Source organism: Faecalibacterium sp. An122 (assembly GCF_002160895.1).
In the GTDB taxonomy this organism is placed as follows: domain Bacteria; phylum Bacillota; class Clostridia; order Oscillospirales; family Ruminococcaceae; genus Faecalibacterium.
On the sequence record NZ_NFLL01000003.1, the window covers coordinates 12,565 to 30,040 of the forward strand.

Below are 17,476 nucleotides of genomic sequence, written 5' to 3' on the forward strand. Positions count from 1 at the left end.
GGATCAGCCCTCCTTCTTGCCAAGGTATGCTTCGATGACCTGGGGATTCTCGCGGATCTCGTCGGGGGTGCCCTTGGCGATGACACGGCCGAAGTTCAGCACGGCGATGCCCTCGCAGATGCCCATGACCAGGTTCATGTCGTGCTCGATCAGCAGAATGGCGATGTCGAACTCGTCCCGAATCCGGCGGATGACTTCCATCAGCTCGGCGGTCTCGGAGGGGTTCATGCCGGCGGCCGGCTCGTCCAGCAGCAGCAGTTTGGGCCGGGTGGCCAGGGCGCGGATGATCTCCAGACGCCGCTGGGCGCCGTAGGGCAGGCTGCCCGCCTGCTTGCCTGCCAGGTCGGCCATGTGGAAGATGTTCAGCAGCTCGATGGCCTCGTCGGTGGTCCGCTTTTCCTGCTTCCAGTAGCTGGGCAGGCGGAGCAGAGCCTCCGGCAGACGGTAGTTCATGGACTGGTGCAGGCCCACCTTGACGTTGTCAATGACCGCCAGGTCCTTGAACAGGCGGATGTTCTGGAAGGTGCGGGCCACACCCATCCGGTTGACCTGATAGGTCTTTTTGCCGGCGGTGGGCATGCCGTCCAGCAGGATGGAGCCGCGGCTGGGCTGATAGACGTTGGTCAGCAGGTTGAACACGGTGGTCTTGCCGGCGCCGTTGGGGCCGATCAGACCGGTGATCTCGTTGCGGCCGATCATCAGGTTGAAGTCGTCCACGGCGGTCAGGCCGCCGAAATCAATGCCCAGACCACGGACGTCCAGCACCGGGCGCTTGTCCTTGTCGCGTTCGGTCAGGAAGCCGCCCGACGGGATGCTGTGCAGGCTGGTCTTAAACTCACTCATGGTGTGCCTCCTTCGCGCTGCCGAAACTGAGGGCCTTGCTGATGAGGCGGCTCAGAGAGAAGTCGTAGCTGCCCAGCAGTCCGCCCGGACGGAAGATCATCATAAAGATCAGCACCACCGAGTACAGCACCATCCGGTAATCGGAGAAGCTGCGCAGAGCCTCGGGCAGGATGGTCAGGACGGTGGCCGACAGGATGGAGCCCAGCATGGAGCCCATGCCGCCCAGAACCACCATGACCAGAATCTCGATGGACTTCATGAAGTCGAAGCCGGAGGGGTCCAGAACGCCCAGATAGCCGGCGTACAGGCCGCCCGCCAGGCCGGCGAAGGCTGCCGAGAAGGAGAAGGCCATGACTTTATAGTAGGTGGTCTGGATGCCGCAGCTCTCGGCGGCGATTTCGTTGTCCCGGATGGCCAGGACGGCGCGGCCGTGGCGGCTCTTGAGCATGGTGTGGATGAAGAAGCAGGTCAGCACCACGCAGAGGAACACCGACAGCAGGTCGGAGTACTTGGGGATGTTCTTCAGGCCCTTGGCGCCGTAGAACAGGGAAAAGCCCAGCACGTTGTCGATGTTGTTGAGGGTGATGCGGATGATTTCGCCGAAGCCTAGGGTCAGGATGGCCAGATAGTCGCCGCTCAGGCGCAGGGCGGGAATACCGATCAGGACGCCGAACAGGCAGGCCACGGCAGCGCCCAGGATCAGGCCGGCGGCAAAGGCCACGGGCTCAGGCAGGGTGCTGTATTTGGTGAACAGGGCGCTGGTGTAGGCGCCCACCGCCATAAAGCCGGCGTGGCCCAGAGGCAGCTGCCCCAGGTAGCCGGTGGCCACGTTCAGGGACACCGCCAGGATGATGTTGATGCCCACCAGCAGCAGGACCTTGTTCTGGTAGGTGCTCAGGACGTTCTGGCTCAGCAGCTGCAGACCCACAAAGAGCAGCACCACCAGGACCGTATTGATGAGGTAGCGCACCGGCATTTTCAGTGCGCGGTATTTCGATTTGCTCACAGTCCAACCCTCCTTAAACCTTTTCCTGTACCTTGCGGCCCAGGATGCCGGTGGGTTTGACCAGCAGCACGACAATCAGGATCGCAAAGGTGACAGCGTCGCGCCAGGCCGACAGGCCGATGGCCGAGACCATGCTCTCACATACGCCGATGGCCAGGCCGCCGATCATGGCGCCGGGGATGGAGCCGATGCCGCCCAGAACGGCGGCGACAAAGGCCTTCAGGCCCAGCATGGAGCCCATGGTGGGGGTAGCCTGGGGATAGCTGCAGCAGTACAGCACCGAGCCGATGCCCGCCAGGGCCGAGCCCACCGCGAAGGTGAAGGAAATGGTGCTGTTGACGTTGACGCCCATCAGGCGGGCGGCGTCCATGTCCTCCGAGACGGCCCGCATGGCCTTGCCCAGCTTGGTCCGCTGGACCAGCAGGGTCAGCACGATCATGGACACCACCATGACACCCAGGGTCAGGATGGTGGTGAGGCTCAGGTTGACGCTGCCCAGACGGTACACCTGGTTGGTGAAGTAGGAGGGGATGACCTTGGCGCCCGAACCCAGCAGCAGCTCGGCGGTGTACTCCAGGAAGAAGGAGACGCCGATGGCGGTAATCAGCAGGGACAGGCGGGGCGCGGAGCGCAGGGGAGTGTAGGCGATTTTTTCAATCACCACGCCCAGCAGGGTACAGGTGATGATGGAGGCGCAGACCGCGGTCACAGGACCCAGGCCCAGCTGGTTCATCACGAACCAGGACATGTAGGCGCCCACCATGATGATGTCGCCGTGGGCGAAGTTCAGCAGCAGGATGATGCCGTACACCATGCTGTAGCCCAGGGCGATCAGTGCGTAGATGCTGCCCAGCGAAAGGCCGTTGATCAGCTGGCTAAAAAACACTGTCATCGTTGCAGTTCCTTTCTTTTTGACATGATACGCTCGGAATCCGGCGGGTATGAAAAAGCGGAGACCATCCGAGCATTTCCTGTTCGAGCGGTCTCCGCACTATACGTTTTTTATTGCTCCGCAGTATTCCGCAATAAAAACAAGATAAGACGCACAGGCAAACGTTGCGCGCAGGCCCGGCGGACGGGCCCTTTTGACGCCGATTAGTACTGCTCGACGAAGACGGCCTCGCCGTTCTCGAAGGTCAGGATGGCGGCAGTCTTGACGGGGTTGTTGTACTCGTCAAAGGTGAAGGAGCCGGTGACGCCCTCGAAGGAACCGTTCTTGATGCCGTCGATGACAGCCTGCTTGTACTCGTCGGTACCGGGCTCCAGGCCGGCGTCCTCAGCAGCCTGCAGGCCGCCGCAGACGGTCAGAGCTGCGTCGTAGCCCAGGGGAGAGAAACCGTTGGGGTAGCTCTCGCCGTACTCGGCCTCGTAAGCGCTCTCGAAGTCGGGGTTGGAACCGGTGGCGTAGTTGGCGCAGAAGTAGCAGCCGTCCAGCTGCTCGGCGGTGGCGTACTGGGTGACGCCGTCCCAGCCGTCGCCGCCCAGGAAGGGAACGGTCAGGCCCACGTCGGTGGCCTGGGACAGGATCTGGCCCACATCCTCATAGTAGTTGGGGCAGTAGACCACGTCGGGGTTGGCTGCCAGGATGGTGGTCAGCTGGGTGCGGAAGTCCACGTCGCCGGCCGAGTAGGTCTCGGAGGCCACGATCTCGCCGCCGTTGGCTGCGAACTCGGACTCAAAGTTGGTGGCCAGGCCCTCGTTGTAGTCGGCGCCCAGCTGATAGATGACGGCAGCACGGGCGTAGCCCAGCTTGTCGGTGGCGTAGTCGGCCATCTTGATGCCCTGGAACGGGTCGGTGAAGGTGGTGCGGAACACGTTGCTGTAGACGGTATCGGTCTCAGCGTCGTAGGTGACAGCCTCGGCGGTGGCGGAAGCGGTGACCATGGGCATGTTGTAGTCCTGGGTCTCAGCCACGACAGCCAGGGTGGGGGTGGTGGTGACGTCGCCGATCAGAGCGGTGATGCCCTGGTCCACCATCTGGGTGAAGCAGGTGACGGCCTGGGTGGCGTCGCCCTGCTCGTCCATCTCAACAACCTCGACCTGCTTGCCGTTGATGCCGCCGGCCTCGTTCAGCTGCTTGATGTACAGGTTGGCGCCGTTGGCAACGGCAATGCCGTAGACCGACACGTCGCCGGTCAGGGGGGCCAGCAGGCCCACCTTGATGGTATCGCCCGAAGCGGAGGCGGAGCCGGAAGCTGCGCCGGATGCAGCAGTGGAGCTGCTGGACGAGGAACCGCAGGCGCTCAGGGCGCTCACAGCGGCGGCAGCGCCCACGGCAGCCAGGAACTGACGGCGGGAAATGCTCGTTTTCATGATATTATCCCTCTTTCTTGCTTGCTTCATAACATTCAGTTGAAAATGAACAAACAAGGGAGCCCCTTCTCCCATTGAAGCTCCCTTGCTTTGTTCTAGTATAATCAACTGAAGCGCCCGCCGCAAGTCACAAACCCGACATAGTTTCTTAATACATGAGACTTTTTTATTGTGAACTTTAACAAATTTCACCTGCAAATCCCATGGATAGAAGATCCTGCCAGGGCGGAGGGGATCAGATATTTTCGCTGGAAAGGACGGCTGCCTGTGCAGCGGCGTCGGGCTGGGTCTGCTTGGCCTTGTTCATAACCCGCAGGCAGAAGAACAGGGACAGGGCGGTGCCCACGGTCCAGCCGATGGGCCAGGACAGCCAGATGCCGTCCGAGCCCAGAGCGGTGGCGGACAGGCCGATGGCCAGGGCCACACGGAGGATCAGGTCGGCAAAGGTGGAGATCATGAACTGGACCATCAGGGCGCAGCCGCGGAGCACGCCGTCCGACACCAGCTTGACCGACACCAGGAAGTAGAAGGGGGCCACGATCCGCAGGAACAGGATGCCGGTGTCGATGGCGGTGCCGGTGGGCTCGTTCATGAACAGGAACAGCAGCTGGCGTCCGGCGAAGAAGTACAGGCCGGCCAGGGGCACGCAGAGGGCCCACACCAGCTTGATGCCGGCCAGATAGCCCTGGCGCATCCGGTCGGGTTTGCCGGCGCCCAAGTTCTGGGAGGTGTAGTTGGAGATGCCGTTGGCCAGGGTGGTAAAGGAGGTGATGACCAGGTTGTTCAGCTTGACCGAAGCGGAGTAGCCGGCGATGACGCTGGCGCCGAAGCTGTTGACCACGCTCTGAATCACGATGTTGCCCACCGAGATGAAGCTCTGCTGCAGGATGCTGGGGATGGCGATGACCGAGATCTTGCCCAGCATGCTCCAGGAGAACAGGGCGGGCTTGGTTTCGGTGTGAATGCCCATCATCCGCTTGGCCACCACCCACATGGCCAGGATGCAGCTGACGCCCTGGCACAGGAAGGTGGCCCAGGCCACGCCGGCCACACCCATGTGGAAGGCGGTGACGAACAGGATGTCCATGAAGATGTTGCTGGTGGAGGAAGCCGCCAGGAACAGGAAGGGGGTCTTGCTGTCGCCCAGGGCCGAGAAGACGCCGGTGGCCACGTTGTAGAAGAACATGAAGGGCAGGCCCAGGACATAGATGTCCAGATACAGGGCCGAGTCGGCCAGGATTTCCTCCGGGGTGTTGATGAGCTCCAGCAGGGCGTCGCAGCCGAACAGGCCCACCGCCATCAGGGCGGCCACCAGGACGGCGCAGCCGATCAGGGAAGTGGTGACGGCGGTTTTCATGTCCTCGTACTGCTTTGCGCCGAAGAACCGGGACACGATGACGGAACAGCCGATGTTGCAGCCAAAGGCGAAGGCGATGAAGATCAGGGTGATCTCATAGCTGTTGCCTACGGCCGCCAGGGCGTCCTCGCCGACGAATTTGCCTGCCACCAGGCTGTCGGCAATATTGTAAAGCTGCTGAAAGACGATGCTGCCAAACATGGGAAGGCAAAACTGCCACAACACAGTGGACGGCTTGCCCACCGTCAAATCCTTATTCACAGATATTCCTCCTTACAGATGCTGCACAGACAGAGCTGTTGTAATTTCTACCGAAAGATAGTATACTTTTTTGGAGAGCATATGTAAAATATATGTTTTATATAAAAACCATATCCACATGATATGAAAGGACGCGCGCTCATGTCGGTACCGTATGACTACTATCGGATTTTCTACTACGTAGCCAAATACAGCAGCTTCACCCAGGCCGCCGCGGCGCTGCATGGCAGCCAGCCCAACATCACCCGCACCATCAACCTGCTGGAACAGGAGCTGGGGTGCCGCCTGTTTGAGCGGAGCCACCGGGGGGTGACCCTGACCCCCGAGGGGGAGAGGCTGTACGCCCACGTCCAGGTGATGCAGGAACAGCTGCAGGCCGCCGAATATGAACTGGCCAGCCGGCGGAGCCTGCACAGCGGCCAGATTGCCATTGGCGCCAGCGAGACAGCCCTTCACGGGCTGCTGCTGCCGGTGCTGCGGGATTTCAAGCGGCGGTATCCGGGGGTCAGGCTTCAGATCACCAACCATTCCACCCCCCAGGCCATCGCGGCGCTGCGGTCGGGCCTGGTGGAGCTGGCGGTGGTGGGCACCCCCTGCGGGGAGCTCACCGCCCCCCTCACCGAACAGCGGCTGCGGCCGTTCCACGACTTATTGGTGGCAGGGCCGGAATACGGCTATCTGGCGGGCCGGCGCCTCACCTATGAGGATATCGCCGGGCTGCCCCTGATTTCCCTGGGGCATGACAGCTCCACCTATGCCTTTTATGCCCAGCTGTTCGCGGAACACGGGGCCATGCTGGAACCGGACGTCCAGACCGCCACCACCGACCAGATTCTTCCTCTGGTCTGCTATGGGCTGGGGGTGGCCTTCGTCCCCGAGGACTTTGCCCGGGAGGCCCTGGCCAAAAAGGATGTGGTCCAGCTGGAGCTCCAGACCCCGCCCCCGGTCCGGTACATCAGCTTGGTGAAGGACAAGAGCCGCCCCCTGAGCGTGGCGGCCATGGAACTGGAGCGGATGCTCCGGGCCGCCTCGGCCCAGTAAAGGGTTACCGCCACAGCTTCTGCCAGCGGGCGCCCTGGGCTTCCAGCCAGCGGTCCAGCTTGGGATGCTGCACCCAGGCTTTGCCCTCGGGGGTCTCGATGAGCTGGCGGGCCAGAGCGGAGGGATTGGCGTCGGCCAGATCCACCGCCCGGGGCCCTAACGTCAGGGTCATGGCCATGGCACAGTCGGGCCAGGCCGGGGTTTCTTCCTCCGAGGGCCAGAGGAAGGGCGGCAGCAGCCGCAGGGCGCAGCTGGTCCGGGTACCCTCCTGGGTGAGCACCAGAGCCGAGGGCGCCCCGGCGGCAGTGCAACGCAATTCGCTGTAGAGCACCCGCAGCCGCCCCGGCGGCACAATCTGGGTGAAACCTTCCCGGGGAACGGGGGACAGGCTGCACCAGTCCCGGGCCTCGTGGGCCTCGATGGGCCAGGCCGGCGGGTCAAACCGGGCGTACAGGCCGGGCAGAGCAAAGCTCTCGGCCTGCTCCAGCCCCTCCAGCACAAGGGTATAGAATTCTGTCATGGGATGCCCCGGGTCGGGCTGCCCCAGCCCGAAGTCGGGCCGGGTTACTTTTCCGCCGCCCATCGAACCACGCTCCTTTTTTCACAATTTTGCATTTGACCTTTTCCTTCGAATTTTTTATACTGGAAACAGAAAGGAAGGACTGTTCATGACGCTGAAAGATAAAAAACAAACCGCTTCGCACCTGACCGTCACGGCCCTGATGGCCGCCGTGATGTGCATTCTGGGCCCCCTGTCGGTGCCCATCGGGGCCATCCCCATCTCCCTGACCAACCTGGTGGTCTGCCTGGCTGCCTGGATGCTGGGCCCCCGGCTGGGCGCCGCCAGCGTGGCGGTCTACCTGATGCTGGGCGCGGTGGGCCTGCCGGTCTTTTCGGGCTACGGCGGAGGACTGGCCAAGCTGCTGGGCCCCACCGGCGGCTATCTGATCGGCTTTGTGGCCCAGGCCGCCATCGGCGGCTGGGTGGTGGAACGCAGCCATGGCCGCCCTGTCTGGTCCAGCCTGGGGATGATCGCCGGCGTCGCCGTCAGCTATGCCTTCGGCACCGCCTGGTTCATCGTTCAGATGGGCTGTACTCTGCCCTATGCTCTGGGGGTCTGCGTGCTGCCCTTCATTCCCTTTGACCTGGTCAAGGTGGTTTTGTCCTCGGCCGTGGGCAGCCCCATCCGGGCACGGCTCCTGCAGGCCGGACTCATTGGCCGCTGAAAGCTGAAACTTGCGCGCCTTTTTGGGCCAAAAAGTGAATCTCTTTCATTATTATAATACAACAAGAAGGCCGCAGCCCAAAAACGCTGCGGCCTTTGCTGTTTTGTTTAAGCTTCCTGGTAGCCCAGGGTGGCGGCCATGACCGCCTTGATGGTGTGCATCCGGTTTTCGGCCTCGTCAAAAACGATGCTCTGGGGGCTCTGGAACACCTCGTCGGTGACTTCCATGGCATCCCGGCCGAACCGCTCGCCCATCTCCTTGCCCACGGTGGTCTTGTGGTCGTGGAAGGCGGGCAGGCAGTGCATGAACACCGCATGGGGGCCTGCGGCAGCCATCAGCTGGGCATTGATCTGGTAGGGGGCCAGGTCGGCGATCCGCTCGGCCCAGACTTCCACCGGCTCACCCATGGACACCCACACGTCGGTGTACAGGACGTCGGCGCCCTGCGCGGCCTTCATGGGGTCCTCCTCAAAGCGGATGGTGGCGCCGGTTTCGGCGGCCACTGCCTGGCACTGAGCCACCAGGTCGGGGTCGGGCCAGTACTTCTTGGGGGCGCAGGCGGTGAAATGGAGGCCCATTTTGGCGCAGCCCACCATCAGGCTGTTGCCCATGTTGTAGCGGGCATCCCCGAAGTAGACAAAGTTGATCCCTTCCAGCTTGCCGAAATGCTCCCGAATGGTCAGAAAGTCGGCCAGAATCTGGGTGGGATGGAACTCATTGGTCAGGCCGTTCCACACCGGAACCCCGGCGTAATGGGCCAGCTCCTCCACGATCTCCTGACCATAGCCCCGGTACTCGATGCCGTCAAACATCCGGCCCAGCACCTGGGCGGTGTCGGCGATGGACTCCTTTTTCCCGATCTGGCTGCCCTGGGGGTCCAGATAGGTCACCTGCATGCCCAGATCGTGGGCCGCCACCTCAAAGCTGCACCGGGTGCGGGTGGAGGTCTTTTCAAAAATCAGGGCGATGTTCTTCCCGCGCAGGGTGTCGTGGGGGATGCCGGCCTTCTTTTTGGCCTTCAGGTCGGCCGCCAGGTCAATCAGACCGCCGATCTCGGCGGGGGTATAGTCCAGCAGTTTCAAAAAGCTGCGTCCTTTCAAATTCACAGGAAAGTCCCCTTTCTGCATATATGCTGCATTTAATGAAAATTATTGGATAAATATGCATTTCATTATACGACGCAGACCGGGCCTGTGTCAAGCGGGGTTTCTCAAAGTGTGAAGGTGACCTCCCGGCCGGTGGCACGGTAGGGGGTCACACGGACCCCGGCCTTCTGGAGCATGAACCGGGCCGCGATGCTGGAATCGCTGTCGTGGTACTTGTCGCCGTAATACACCAGCTCCTTGATGCCCGACTGAATGATGGCCTTGGTGCACTCGTTGCAGGGGAACAGGGTGACGTAAATCCGGGCGCCCTTGAGGTTGTTGTGGGCGCTGTTGAGGATGGCGTTGAGCTCGGCATGGCAGACGTACATGTATTTGGTCTCCAGGGGAGCCCCCTCCCGGTCCCAGGGCATGGCGTCGTCGTCGCAGCCGGTGGGCATGCCGTTGTAGCCCAGAGAGAGGATTTTGTTCTCGGGGCTGACGATGCAGGCCCCCACCTGGCTGTTGGGGTCCTTGGAGCGCATGGCGCTGAGCATGGCGATGCCCATAAAATATTCGTCCCAGTTGATGTAGTCGCTGCGTTTCATAGCAATGGTACGGGCGGGGCGCAGGGGAGTCGGGCACCCTGCCGTAAACTCCTTTCCGGTCAAAGTTTTCGTCGTTCCGCACAATTTCGGCGGCAAAATTTTTTCGCAAAAGCCCCGCCTGTCTCAACAGGCAGCCCTGAAACCGGCCCTGCGGGGCGGTTCAGGGCCTGAAAGGCCCTGGAATTGGTAAAGACATTATACCGTAACAGCGTTTAAAAAACAATCGGCAATCGGCCCGTTGACAAAATGCACAAAACCAACCCGGGAACTTTGGAGGCCAAATGTGGGACAAATGATTTAAATTCCGGGAGAGTTGTGGTATTATCTTTGTAAAATATGCCACAAAAGCGGAGAGAAGTCCCGCCAGGCGGAAATGAGGGAAGACCGTTATGAAATACGCAAGCAACAATATCCGCAATATCTTGATTGCAGGCCATGCCGGCAGCGGCAAGACGACGCTGACTGAGGCACTGGTCTATTTTTCGGGCGCTTCCGAGCGGATGGGCCGCGTGGAAGACGGCACCACCATCTCCGACTTTGACCCCGAGGAGTCAAAGCGCAGAGCCAGCCTGTCGGCATCGGTGGTTCCGGTGGAGTTCGGCGGCATCAAGTACAACCTGATCGACGCGCCGGGCCTGTTTGACTTCGAGGCCGGCGAGTACGAGGGCATCCGGGCCGCCGAGAGCGTCCTGGTCTGCGTGTCGGGCCGCAGCGGCGTCACCGTGGGCGCCGAGAAGGCATTCCAGCTGGCCCGCAAGAACAACAAGGCCACCATGGTCTTTGTCTCCAAGTCGGATCTGGAGCACTCCAACTACTTCCAGATTCTGGAGGACCTGAAAATCAAGTTCGGCTCCAGCATCTGCCCCTGCGTGGTGCCCGCCCGTCTGGATGACGGCACCAGCGTGTACATCAACCTGTTCAGCCAGAAGGCATTCAAGTATGAGAGCGGCAAGCAGATCCAGGTGGATCTGCCCGACATCGGCCACCGGTTCCAGGGCCTGATCGAGGCCATGAGCGAGGCCATCGCCGAGACCGACGACGAGCTGATGGAGAAGTTCTTCGGCGGCGAGCCCTTCACCACCGAGGAAATCGTGGAAGGCATGCGCAAGGGCGTCAAGGACGGCCTGATTACCCCTGTGTTCTGCGGCAGCGCCGTCAATATGCAGGCGCTGGATATGCTGCTGTTCAACATGGAGAAGCTGCTGCCCAGCCCGGCCCACGCCGAGGGCATCCCCGCCGAGAACGCCGACGGCGAGATGGTGGAGCTCCACTGCAAGTCCGACGAGCCCACCGTGGCCTATGTCTTTAAGACGGTGGCCGACCCGTTCGTGGGCAAGATGAGCTATCTGCGTGTGGTCAGCGGCCGCGTGACCGCCGGCATGAGCCTGGTGAACGCCCGCACCGGCGACACCGAAAAACTGGGCAAGCCCATGTTCATCTGCGGCAAAAAGCAGATTGATACCGACGAAATCTGCGCCGGCGACATCGGCGCGGTGGCCAAGATAGTGAGCGCCCGCACCGGCGACACCCTCTGCGATCCTTCCCGCGTGGTCAGCCTGGACGCACCGGTCTTCCCGCAGCCCAGCTTCTTCATGGCCGTCACCGTGGCCAAGAAGGGCGACGAGGGCAAGATCAGCAGCGCTCTGGCCCGTCTGATGGAAGAAGATCCCACCCTGAGCTATGAGAACAACGCCGAGACCCATCAGCAGATCATCGGCGGCCTGGGCGAGCAGCATCTGGATGTGGTCAAGGCCAAGATGAAGAACAAGTTCGGCGTCGAGATCGGCCTGGAGGCTCCCCGGATCGCTTACCGTGAGTCCATCCGCAAGCCGGTCCAGAAGCAGGGCCGCCACAAGAAGCAGACCGGCGGCCACGGCCAGTTCGGCGACGTTATCATCAAGTTCGAGCCCTGCGACGGCGAGGCCATCCTCTTTGAGGAGAACGTCTTCGGCGGCAGCGTGCCCAAGAACTTCTTCCCGGCAGTTGAGAAGGGCGTCCGCCTGGCCGCCGAAAAGGGCATCCTGGCCGGTTACCCGGTGGTGGGCCTGAAGGCCACCCTGCTGGACGGCAGCTATCACCCGGTGGACAGCTCGGAAATGGCCTTCATCATGGCCGCCAAGCTGGCTTACAAGGCCGCCATGCCCGAGGCAGGCCCCGTCATCCTGGAGCCCATCTACACCGTCCGCACCCACGTCCCCAACGACAACACCGGCGATGTGATGGGCGATGTGACCAAGCGCCGCGGCCGCGTGCTGGGCATGGAGCCGGATGAGGACGGCCTCCAGACCATCATCGCCGAGATCCCCCTGTCCGAAATCACCACCCTGACCACTTTCATCCGTCAGACCACCCAGGGCCGCGGCTGGTTTACCCGCGAGTTCGCCCGCTATGAGATCCTGCCCGAGAACCTGGTGTCCTCGGTGGTGGAGCAGGCCCGCAAACTGGGCAACCTGGACGAGAGCAGCGACGACTGAGCCTTGTTCTGAACCCATATTGTGACATCCACCAGACCCTGTCGGCAATTCCCTCTGCCGGCGGGGTCTTTTTTGTACCGTATCTGCGATGTGTTTTGGTTGACATCCCGCAGGGTTGCTATTATAATGGAGAGGTTAGAGTGCCGGCCGGCCCGCCCGGGCGCCGATGCACCCCGAAAAACAGCCCTCAGCTCGCGGCGCCCAGAGCCCCGCGGGCATATTTCGAGCATAAGGAGAGATTCAGATCCATGGCACAGGAAATCGTAATGTCTGCTGCCGGCCTCAAGGCCGTACAGGAAGAACTGGAATACCTCAAGACGGTACGCCGCAAGGAGCTGGCCGAGGAAATCAAGGAAGCCCGCAGCCACGGCGACCTGTCCGAGAACAGTGAGTACGACGAGGCCAAGAACACCCAGGGCCTGGTGGAGAACCGCATCACCGAGCTGGAGCAGATGATTAAGAACGCCCGCGTCATCGACGAGAGCGAGCTGAGCGTGGATTCTGTCTCGGTGGGCACCCACGTCACCATCCAGATGGAGGACGAGGAGCCGGAAGAGTACGACATCGTCGGCCGCACCGAGGCAGACCCCCTCAACGGCAAGATCAGCGACGAGAGCCCGGTGGGCCATGCCCTGCTGGGCAAGGCTGTGGGCGAAGAAGCCGAGGTTCTGCTGCCCGCGGGCCATACTGTAGTGTGCAAGGTGCTGGCCATCACCCACAGCAAGGGTTAAGCCGGTACAGGAGGTAGGAATGGAAGAAATCAAGAACGGCACCGGGGCTGCTGCGGACAGCGAGCAGGTGCTTGTCCGCCGTCAGAAGCTGGCCGACCTGCGGGCCGCCGGCAGCGACCCCTTTGAAATCACCAAGTTTCCCCAGGACGCCTACTCGGCCGATCTGAAGGCCGAGTTTGCGGACCTGCCCAATGAGACCGACGCCGGCCGCACCGTGGCCCTGGCCGGCCGCATGATGTCCAAGCGCGTCATGGGCAAGGCCAGCTTTGCCCACCTGCGGGACGACAAGGGCGACATCCAGCTCTACGTCCGCCGGGACGAGCTGGGGGAGGAGGCTTACGCCGCCTTCAAGAAGCTGGACGTGGGCGACATCATCGGCGTCAAGGGCGAGGTGTTCCGCACCAAGACCGGCGAGCTGAGCGTCCGGGCCCTGGAGCTGACCCTGCTGGCCAAGAGCCTGCGGCCCCTGCCCGAGAAGTTCCACGGCCTGACCGACACCGAGATGCGGTACCGTCAGCGCTATGTGGATCTGATCGCCAACCCCGAGGTGAAGGATACCTTTGTCAAGCGCAGCCAGATCCTGCGGGAAATCCGGGCTTACCTGGATGAGCGGGGCTTCCTGGAAGTGGACACCCCCATCCTGACCCCCTTTGAGATCGGCGCATCGGCCCGTCCCTTCATCACCCATCACAACACCCTGAACATGGACATGGTGCTGCGCATCGAGACCGAGCTGTACCTCAAGCGGCTGGTGGTGGGCGGCATCGACCGTGTGTACGAAGTGGGCCGTATCTTCCGCAACGAGGGCATGGACCCCAAGCATAACCCCGAATTCACCAGCGTGGAGCTGTACCAGGCTTTCACCGACTACCACGGCATGATGGATCTGGTGGAGGAGCTGTACAAGCGCCTGGCCCAGAAGATCTGCGGCAGCCTGGTGATTCCCTATCAGGGCAACCAGATCGACATGAGCCACTGGGAGCGCCTGACCATGGTGGAGGCCGTCAAGAAGTATTCCGGCGTGGATTACTACGACTGGAAGTCGGACTCCGACGCCATCGTGGCCGCCCGCGCCCACAATGTGGACCTGCCCGAGGTGCCCACCCGCGGCTCCATCCTGGCCGCCTTCTTTGACGCCTTCGTGGAGGATAAGCTGATCCAGCCCACCTTCATCTACGATTACCCGGTGGAGATCAGCCCCCTGGCCAAGCGCAAGCCCAGCGAGCCCGCCTTCACCGAGCGGTTTGAGTACTTCATCAACTGCACCGAGTTCGGCAACGCCTTCAGCGAGCTGAACGATCCCATCGATCAGAAGGAGCGCTTTGAGCGCCAGGTGGCCGAGCGCAAGTCGCTGGAGCCGGGCTGCAAGGCACAGGTGGACTACGACTACGTCAACGCTCTGGAGTACGGCCTGCCCCCCACGGGCGGCCTGGGCTTCGGCTTCGACCGTCTGGTCATGCTGCTGACCGATTCGGCCTCCATCCGCGACGTGCTGCTGTTCCCCACCATGAAGCCGCTGGACGCTCCCAAGAAGGAGGAGGCCCCCGCTGCGGAGGCCGCTCCGGCTGAGACTGCTTCGGCAGCCGCTCCCGCGGCTCCCGTCCAGGCAGAGCCCATCGACTTCTCCAAGGTGGAGATCGAGCCTCTGTTCCAGGATCTGGTGGACTTCGAGACCTTCTCCAAGAGCGATTTCCGCGCCGTCAAGATCAAGGAGTGCTCGGCTGTGCCCAAGAGCAAGAAGCTGCTCCAGTTCGTTCTGGACGACGGCAGCGGAGTGGACCGCGTGATTCTCAGCGGCATCCACGCCTACTATGAGCCCGAGGAGCTGGTGGGCAAGACCTGCATCGCCATCACCAACCTGCCCGCCCGCAAGATGATGGGCATTGACTCCTGCGGCATGCTGATCAGCGCCGTCCATCACGAGGAAGGCCAGGAGCGCCTCCATCTGCTGATGGTGGATGACCACATCCCCGCCGGCGCAAAGCTGTATTAAGTATTCCGGGAAATTTCCCGCCTTTGGTCCAGGCCGGACGTTCTGCACGTCCGGCCTGGGCTTTTTTTTGCGCCCTTTTGGCGGACAGTCTGTACGTGAAATAAATACATCTGTCTTTTTGGATACAAGAAAAAGATTTTGCTGTGTACGCCAATGAAATACAAAAATAAGGCAAAAACCAGAAGTGCTACTTTATTTTCTTCGTTTTTCTCAGAAATAGGAGGGCTGAAACTTTGTTTTGTGTGGAAATTGGCTATTGCAATTTTCTCCCGGATGCTTATAATAGTGATATCGCAGCAAATACAAATGTATTTATAGAGCGTACACTCCGGCCCTGTGCCGGAATCAGAGGGAGGAATACGATATGAAAATGAAACGGTTTGTAGCCCTGGCCGCTGCAGCTGCTATGAGCGTCTCCGCACTGGCTGGCTGCTCGTCCTCGTCCACGGCGGCCAGCGGCTCGGCCGCCGCAGGCAGCTCCGCCTCGGGGGACAAGGTGGTCAAGATCGGCGTCTTTGAGCCCTCCACCGGCGACTCGGCCTCGGGCGGCAAAAAGGAAACCCTGGGCATGCAGTACGCCAACGCCGAGACCCCCACCGTGGAGATCGGCGGCGAGACCTATACGGTGGAGCTGGTCTATGCGGACAATGGCTCCTCCACCGACAAGGCTCCTTCGGCTGCCGCCGAGCTGGTGAGCCAGGGCGTCTCCCTGGTGCTGGGCTCCTACGGCTCGGGCGTGTCCATTGCGGGCGGCCCGGTCTTTGACGATGCGGGCCTGGCTGCGGTGGGCGTCACCTGCACCAACCCCAACGTCACCGCCGGCAACGACTACTACTACCGCATCTGCTTCCTGGACCCCTTCCAGGGCACTGTTCTGGCCAACTTCGCCAAGGATAAGTTCGACGCCAAAGTGGCTTACTGCCTGGGCGAGACCGGCAACGAGTACGACCAGGGCCTGATCGCTTATTTCACCCAGGCCTTTGAGGCGGCCGGCGGCACCGTCGTCACCGCTTCCTTCCCCACCAACAACTCCGACTTCAGCACCTACCTGAACCAGGCCAAGAATGAGGGCGCCGACGTCATCTTCACCCCGGTGTCCATCGCCTACGCCACCCAGATCATCCAGCAGGCTGCTGCCCTGGGCATTGATGCAGCCTTCCTGGGCTCCGATACCCTGGACGACAACATGGTTCTGGCTGCCGCTGAGGGCACCGATGTCCAGCTGTACGTCTCCACCTTCTACCAGGAGGGCGGTTCTCCCGAGTTCGATGAGGGCGTCAAGGCCTACATCAACGAGAACGCCGAGGCCATGACCAACAACGGCGGCAACGACACCATCGCTGCAGTCACCGCCATGGGTTATGACGCCTACTATGTGGCTCTGGAGGCCCTGAAGGCCGCCGGCTCCACCGATCCCGCCGCCGTCAAGGCTGCCCTGGCCGGCGTCACCTACGACGGCGTGTCGGGCCACATCGCCTTTGATGAGGAGGGCGACGCCATCCGCGACACCGCCTACATCAAGCACTCCACCAACACCGGCGCATGGGAGCTGGAGACCCAGCAGACCGTCGCCCAGTAAATCGTAAATGACCGAAGGTTTGGCGGGAGCCGCTGGCTCCCGCCAAACCATTTGTTGAAACCTGCCCTGAGCGGAGGGAACCTGTATGGAATATTTCGTTTCGGTCCTGCTGTCCGGCATTGCAGTAGGCGGCCAGTATGCCCTGATTGCCATTGGCTACACCATGGTCTACGGCATCCTGCGCCTGATCAACTTTGCCCACGGCGACGTGTTCATGGTGGCCGGCCTGGTGGGCGTGTACGTCTCCACCTGGATGCCCCTGTATCTCGCCCTGCCCCTGGTGCTGGTGCTGACGGTGGCCCTGGGCTTCATCATCGAGCGGGTGGCCTATAAACCCCTGCGCTCCGCCCCCCGTATGTCGGTGATGATCTCGGCCATCGGCGTCAGCTACCTGCTCCAGAACACCGCCACCTACGTCACCGGCGGCCAGCCCATGAGCTATCCCACCATCCCGTTTTTGTCCGACACCGTCACCATTGCGGGCACCCCCACCCGCTGGGCGGTCATTCTGACCCCCTTCCTGGTGCTGGCCCTGGTGGTGCTGCTGACCCAGCTCATCGACCGCACCAAGGTGGGCATGGCCATGCGGGCGGTGGCCAAGGACTTTGAGACCAGCCAGCTGATGGGCATTAAAATCAACTCGGTGATCTCGGCCACCTTCATCATCGGTTCGGCCCTGGCCGCTATCGGCTCCATGCTCTACTTCACCAACTATCCCTCCATCACCCCCACCGCCGGCGCCATGCCGGGCCTGAAAGCCTTTGTGGCGGCGGTGTTCGGCGGCATTGGTTCCATCCCCGGCGCGGTCATCGGCGCTTTCATCATCGGTATCTGTGAGAACCTGGTCAAGAGCACCCAGTTCACCGTCTTTTCGGATGCCATTACCTTCGCCCTGCTCATCGTGATCCTCGTCTTTAAGCCCACCGGCCTGTTCGGTGAGAAGGCGACCGACAAAGTGTAAG

Annotated in this window: 15 protein-coding genes; 7 read left to right on the top strand and 8 right to left on the bottom strand. The window is 61.8% G+C overall.

Annotated features, from left to right (window positions below):
• Nucleotides 1-3: 3 nt before the first annotated feature.
• From B5E67_RS03410 to B5E67_RS03430, 5 genes are all read right to left on the bottom strand, one after another.
• On the bottom strand, nucleotides 4-843 hold the full coding sequence (locus B5E67_RS03410) for an ABC transporter ATP-binding protein (protein WP_087247639.1): 840 nt from the start codon (nucleotides 841-843) through the stop codon (nucleotides 4-6).
• The gene (locus B5E67_RS03415) at nucleotides 836-1,849 is read right to left on the bottom strand and encodes a branched-chain amino acid ABC transporter permease (protein ID WP_343214616.1); all 1,014 of its coding nucleotides are present in this window, start codon (nucleotides 1,847-1,849) and stop codon (nucleotides 836-838) included. Before B5E67_RS03415 ends, B5E67_RS03410 begins: the two co-directional genes overlap by 8 nt.
• A gap of 13 nt (nucleotides 1,850-1,862) precedes the next feature.
• On the bottom strand, nucleotides 1,863-2,741 hold the full coding sequence (locus B5E67_RS03420) for a branched-chain amino acid ABC transporter permease (RefSeq protein ID WP_087247641.1): 879 nt from the start codon (nucleotides 2,739-2,741) through the stop codon (nucleotides 1,863-1,865).
• Nucleotides 2,742-2,944: 203 nt separating this feature from the next.
• Nucleotides 2,945-4,162, bottom strand: coding sequence for an ABC transporter substrate-binding protein (locus B5E67_RS03425; RefSeq protein WP_087247643.1), 1,218 nt, complete (start codon nucleotides 4,160-4,162; stop codon nucleotides 2,945-2,947).
• Nucleotides 4,163-4,397: 235 nt separating this feature from the next.
• Nucleotides 4,398-5,780: an MATE family efflux transporter gene (locus B5E67_RS03430; RefSeq protein ID WP_087382912.1), complete on the bottom strand. Its 1,383-nt coding sequence runs from the start codon at nucleotides 5,778-5,780 to the stop codon at nucleotides 4,398-4,400.
• Nucleotides 5,781-5,921: 141 nt separating this feature from the next.
• On the opposite strand from B5E67_RS03430, the gene B5E67_RS03435 reads away from it, so the two are divergent.
• Nucleotides 5,922-6,821, top strand: coding sequence for a LysR family transcriptional regulator (locus B5E67_RS03435; protein WP_087247647.1), 900 nt, complete (start codon nucleotides 5,922-5,924; stop codon nucleotides 6,819-6,821).
• A 4-nt stretch (nucleotides 6,822-6,825) separates the two neighbouring features.
• On the opposite strand, the gene B5E67_RS03440 is transcribed toward B5E67_RS03435, so the two are convergent.
• Nucleotides 6,826-7,404, bottom strand: a complete 579-nt coding sequence (locus B5E67_RS03440; RefSeq protein WP_087382915.1) for a hypothetical protein — start codon at nucleotides 7,402-7,404, stop codon at nucleotides 6,826-6,828.
• Between the two features lie 85 nt (nucleotides 7,405-7,489).
• Here B5E67_RS03440 and B5E67_RS03445 point away from each other — a divergent pair, with 85 nt between their 5' ends.
• Entirely contained in the window at nucleotides 7,490-8,047 is a 558-nt protein-coding gene (locus B5E67_RS03445) for a biotin transporter BioY (protein WP_087382918.1), read from the top strand.
• A 107-nt stretch (nucleotides 8,048-8,154) separates the two neighbouring features.
• Here the strand turns inward: B5E67_RS03445 and argF are convergent, their stop codons facing one another.
• Together argF and B5E67_RS03455 are read right to left on the bottom strand one after the other, a co-directional pair.
• The gene (argF, locus tag B5E67_RS03450) at nucleotides 8,155-9,153 is read right to left on the bottom strand and encodes an ornithine carbamoyltransferase (protein ID WP_087382920.1); all 999 of its coding nucleotides are present in this window, start codon (nucleotides 9,151-9,153) and stop codon (nucleotides 8,155-8,157) included.
• A 104-nt stretch (nucleotides 9,154-9,257) separates the two neighbouring features.
• A complete protein-coding gene (locus tag B5E67_RS03455; protein WP_087247655.1) occupies nucleotides 9,258-9,737 on the bottom strand; it encodes a dCMP deaminase family protein in 480 nt (159 codons plus the stop codon).
• A gap of 389 nt (nucleotides 9,738-10,126) precedes the next feature.
• On the opposite strand from B5E67_RS03455, the gene B5E67_RS03460 reads away from it, so the two are divergent.
• From B5E67_RS03460 to B5E67_RS03480, 5 genes are all read left to right on the top strand, one after another.
• A complete protein-coding gene (locus tag B5E67_RS03460) occupies nucleotides 10,127-12,211 on the top strand; it encodes an elongation factor G (protein ID WP_087382923.1) in 2,085 nt (694 codons plus the stop codon).
• 248 nt (nucleotides 12,212-12,459) lie between these two features.
• A complete protein-coding gene (greA, locus tag B5E67_RS03465) occupies nucleotides 12,460-12,942 on the top strand; it encodes a transcription elongation factor GreA (RefSeq protein WP_087247659.1) in 483 nt (160 codons plus the stop codon).
• Nucleotides 12,943-12,961: 19 nt separating this feature from the next.
• Complete coding sequence (lysS, locus tag B5E67_RS03470; protein ID WP_087382926.1) at nucleotides 12,962-14,935, top strand: lysine--tRNA ligase; 1,974 nt, start codon at nucleotides 12,962-12,964, stop codon at nucleotides 14,933-14,935.
• Nucleotides 14,936-15,299: 364 nt separating this feature from the next.
• Nucleotides 15,300-16,514 carry an ABC transporter substrate-binding protein gene (locus B5E67_RS03475; RefSeq protein WP_242956750.1) on the top strand — a complete coding sequence of 405 codons (1,215 nt, stop codon included), beginning with the start codon at nucleotides 15,300-15,302 and terminating at the stop codon, nucleotides 16,512-16,514.
• Between the two features lie 85 nt (nucleotides 16,515-16,599).
• Nucleotides 16,600-17,475, top strand: coding sequence for a branched-chain amino acid ABC transporter permease (locus tag B5E67_RS03480; RefSeq protein ID WP_087247663.1), 876 nt, complete (start codon nucleotides 16,600-16,602; stop codon nucleotides 17,473-17,475).
• Nucleotide 17,476 lies beyond the last annotated feature (1 nt).

What these genes read in the sequence shown, in the direction of transcription:
- B5E67_RS03460 (WP_087382923.1), top strand. Translation starts at nt 10,127, where the DNA reads ATGAAATACGCAAGCAACAATATCCGCAATATCTTGATTGCAGGCCAT.
- B5E67_RS03435 (WP_087247647.1), top strand. Translation starts at nt 5,922, where the DNA reads ATGTCGGTACCGTATGACTACTATCGGATTTTCTACTACGTAGCCAAA.
- lysS (WP_087382926.1), top strand. Translation starts at nt 12,962, where the DNA reads ATGGAAGAAATCAAGAACGGCACCGGGGCTGCTGCGGACAGCGAGCAG.
- greA (WP_087247659.1), top strand. Translation starts at nt 12,460, where the DNA reads ATGGCACAGGAAATCGTAATGTCTGCTGCCGGCCTCAAGGCCGTACAG.
- B5E67_RS03480 (WP_087247663.1), top strand. Translation starts at nt 16,600, where the DNA reads ATGGAATATTTCGTTTCGGTCCTGCTGTCCGGCATTGCAGTAGGCGGC.
- B5E67_RS03455 (WP_087247655.1), bottom strand. Translation starts at nt 9,737, where the DNA reads ATGAAACGCAGCGACTACATCAACTGGGACGAATATTTTATGGGCATC.
- B5E67_RS03445 (WP_087382918.1), top strand. Translation starts at nt 7,490, where the DNA reads ATGACGCTGAAAGATAAAAAACAAACCGCTTCGCACCTGACCGTCACG.
- B5E67_RS03475 (WP_242956750.1), top strand. Translation starts at nt 15,300, where the DNA reads ATGAAAATGAAACGGTTTGTAGCCCTGGCCGCTGCAGCTGCTATGAGC.
- B5E67_RS03440 (WP_087382915.1), bottom strand. Translation starts at nt 7,404, where the DNA reads ATGGGCGGCGGAAAAGTAACCCGGCCCGACTTCGGGCTGGGGCAGCCC.
- B5E67_RS03410 (WP_087247639.1), bottom strand. Translation starts at nt 843, where the DNA reads ATGAGTGAGTTTAAGACCAGCCTGCACAGCATCCCGTCGGGCGGCTTC.
- B5E67_RS03420 (WP_087247641.1), bottom strand. Translation starts at nt 2,741, where the DNA reads ATGACAGTGTTTTTTAGCCAGCTGATCAACGGCCTTTCGCTGGGCAGC.
- B5E67_RS03425 (WP_087247643.1), bottom strand. Translation starts at nt 4,162, where the DNA reads ATGAAAACGAGCATTTCCCGCCGTCAGTTCCTGGCTGCCGTGGGCGCT.